A 3,364-nucleotide genomic window follows, 5' to 3' on the forward strand; every position below is an offset into this window, starting at 1 on the left:
TACAATTTTAAATAAAATATAAATTTCGCTTGCCCCATCAAGTCTTGCGGCTTCTATTAATGCATCTGGGATACTTAAAAAATTCTGCCTCATCAAAAATACTCCAAATGCTCCAGCCAAACCCGGAAGTATAAGTGCTATATGTGTATTTTGAAGATTAGCAAAAGTCATCATTCTATATAAAGGTATTAATCTGCTGTATACAGGTATCATCATAGATAATAGTACACATGTAAACAAAAAATTTTTGCCTTTAAAATCAAATTTTGCAAATGCATATCCAGACAATGAACACAATAAAAGATTCAATACAGTAAATATTATAGATACCTTTATAGAATTGAATAAAGCTGTCCATATTGGAATTCTATTATTTAATGAATTTAAATTTTCAAAAAAATAATTACCAAAAAATATAGGCGGCGTATTCATAAATATTTCACCTGAGCTTTTAGTTGCTGCTACAAACATGAAATAAACAGGATATATACTAAAAAAGGCACCTATTGAAAGGAATAAATATAACATTATAGTAACTATTTTCTTTTTTTTATTCATTGTTCTTATCTCCTATTTTTAATTGTAAGAATGTTAATGAGCCTACAATTAAGAGTATTATAACAGATATTGTAGCTGCATATGTCATATTTAATGAAACAAATGCCTGATTGTATATATAAAGTCCTAAAGTCATAGTTCCATTATTAGGACCTCCATTTGTAAGCAAAAATGGTTCAGTGAATAGATTTAAACTTCCTATTGTGGACATTATAGAGGTAAACAATATGATTGGTTTTAATGAAGGCAGTGTTACATATACAAATTTTTGCCAAGAATTTGCTCCATCTATTGTAGCAGCTTCATAATAATCTTCTGGTATATTCTGCATTGCCGCAAGGAACAATATCATATTATAACCTGTCCAACGCCAAGAAACTACTATTATTATAAGTATTTTTGCGGGGATAGATTGCTTAAGCCAAGGTATAGCATCTATGCCAAATAATGATAATATATAATTTATTACACCTCTATCTTGAAATATTAAAAGAAATATCATACTGTAAGCTACAGCATCCACTAGTACTGGAATAAAATATGAGGCTTCAAAAAAAGATTTTAATTTTTTTATACCTCTATGAATTATACTTGCCAATAATGTGGAACTAATTAGCATTATAGGCAATCTTATTATATAGAAAATAAAAGAGTTTATAATTGCTGCTCTAAATACAGAGTCACCAAAAAGTCTTTGGTAATTCTTTATTCCATTAAATATAAACTCTCCTCTTTTCTGTGTCATAAAACTTAAAATAATAGTTTCTATGAAAGGCCAAAAATTGAATAGTACTAATGTTACTATAACTGGTAATGAGAGATAGAAACCAAACATTCTATAACTTTTTTTCATATTATTTCCTAATTACCATATGGCTAAAAAACCATATGGTAATCTTTTTTATTTATTTTATTATTTTTGATAACTCTAAGCCTGAATTATTTTTTAATTGTTCAGCAGTGTCTTTTAGTATTTTTTCTGGATCAGCCATATCATTAACTATAGCTTGATATGCTGATTCCATAAGTGTTTGAGCTTCAGATGTAAATTCAGAATATTTAGCAACTAGAGGCATTGATTTAATTAATTCAGGTATTAATTCATTAAATCCTTTACCAAAATAAGGGTCTTCTTCATAGAATTCTTCCTCATCATAAACTGGTGTATATGCTGGTAAAAGTCCGTATTTTTTGAAAGCCATCATTTGATTTTCTACACTTAGTATAGCATTTTTGGCAAATTCCAATGTAGCTGTTTGTTTTATAGGATCTCCAACATTTATTATAGATCCGCCAGCTCCTCCCCCATATAGATGTTTTTGGCTGACCTTCTTCTAATACAGGTAAATAAGCTGCTTTCCATTTGCCTTTCATTTCAGGAGCCTGATCTTTTAAAGTTCCTCCCCACCATATACCATAAGGAATAGTTGCTATATCATCAGTTTTTGAAGCTCTTATAGTACCAGTCCAGTCTGTTGTATCAAAAGCAATACCTTCTTTAACAAATCTCTGTAAAAGTTTAGCAGCTTCTATACCAGGTTTTGAATATATTGCTATATTTCCGTCTTTATCAAAGTAATCTGTTCCCTGCTGAAGCATAACCGCCCTTATGAAAGAAGAATAACCTATAGTATAAGGGAAACCTATCATTTTAGTATTAGGTAATGCAGCTTGTAATTTCTTACCTGCTTCTATAAAATCTTCCCAAGTTACTATACTATTAACATCAATACCTGCTTTTTGAAATAAATCTTCCCTATAAAATAAAACAGTAGGAGCTATACCCCAAGGCATAATTACTTGTTTGCCTGTAGAATCAAAACTTGTTGCTATTTTAGAAGGTTCTACAACATTACCCAATTATCAGGCATTTGATCTTTTAAATCCAAGAAATATTCAGGATATTGTTCTGTTATTAATACCATATCAGGATCTTCTATTTGAACATAATTTGGTAATTCTGAGTTTCCGCCTAAAGTAACAAATAATTTTTGTTTTAATACTGGAGGTCCTCCAAATTCTGTAACATTAACTTTTATTTTAGGGTACTTTTCATTAAAAGATGGTATTGTATCTTCTAAATGATTTGCTCCTATATTCCAAGCCCAAATTTCTATAGTGGTTTCCGTTTCTGGTGTTATTTTAGTCCAAGCATTTACAGCTTCCTTTTTCTTAGAACATGAAATTATTGCAAATATTATGATTGTAATAATTATTAGTTTTTTGATCATAATGTACTCCTTAAATATATGTGTTTTATAATAATGAGTGTACTGTAACATATACATTTATAGTATAGCAAATAAATATTAAATTGTAAATTTTTTTATTGAATATTTTTTATTTGTATTAAATAAATCTTAATAAAAATCTATGTTATTATTATAATATACTTATATTTATAACAGCATAAGAATAAACACATGCAGTTCAAACCATGTGATTTTATTTATTACTGCATATACTATTATAAGTTCTGCATCTTTTTATTTCTGATAACTAACCATTACATTTGCTATTTTTTGTTGAGATAAATAAACAGAAATACTTTTTATTTAATATATTATTTATATATTTTTACTACATTATTATTATTATTATTTCTTATATAAAATTATATTTACAAATTGAGAAACTCTATAATATGAATATAAAATTTAATATTTAGTGTTATGATGTATAAAATTACAATATGAGAATATATTTGATATAAAATGCTGATATAAATATTTATTTTGTTTCAAATGAATTTGGTTATGTTATTACTTTATATTATCATATATATTTATCGAAAATATTTTTTGCC

At 27.2% G+C, this 3,364-nt stretch carries 5 protein-coding genes; all 5 read right to left on the reverse strand.

The genetic code is table 11. The annotated features are described in order from the left end of the window. Positions 1–558 (reverse strand): carbohydrate ABC transporter permease (locus tag EZH24_RS08985; RefSeq protein WP_137998824.1); only part of this gene is annotated, 558 nt, incomplete at its 3' end. Then, a complete protein-coding gene (locus tag EZH24_RS08990; RefSeq protein ID WP_170310856.1) occupies positions 551–1,411 on the reverse strand; it encodes a carbohydrate ABC transporter permease in 861 nt (286 codons plus the stop codon). The genes EZH24_RS08990 and EZH24_RS08985, both read right to left, overlap by 8 nt. A gap of 52 nt (positions 1,412–1,463) precedes the next feature. Beyond that, positions 1,464–1,763 carry a hypothetical protein gene (locus EZH24_RS15100; protein ID WP_236847141.1) on the reverse strand — a complete coding sequence of 100 codons (300 nt, stop codon included), beginning with the start codon at positions 1,761–1,763 and terminating at the stop codon, positions 1,464–1,466. Beyond that, positions 1,711–2,418: an ABC transporter substrate-binding protein gene (locus EZH24_RS15105; protein WP_236847142.1), complete on the reverse strand. Its 708-nt coding sequence runs from the start codon at positions 2,416–2,418 to the stop codon at positions 1,711–1,713. The genes EZH24_RS15100 and EZH24_RS15105 overlap by 53 nt, the downstream gene beginning before the upstream one ends. Then, positions 2,403–2,789 (reverse strand): hypothetical protein, encoded by a 387-nt coding sequence (locus EZH24_RS15110; protein WP_236847143.1) that lies wholly within the window; start codon positions 2,787–2,789, stop codon positions 2,403–2,405. Before EZH24_RS15110 ends, EZH24_RS15105 begins: the two co-directional genes overlap by 16 nt. Positions 2,790–3,364: the final 575 nt, after the last annotated feature.

This window comes from Brachyspira catarrhinii, from assembly GCF_005518285.1.
GTDB classification, from domain to species: domain Bacteria; phylum Spirochaetota; class Brachyspiria; order Brachyspirales; family Brachyspiraceae; genus Brachyspira; species Brachyspira catarrhinii.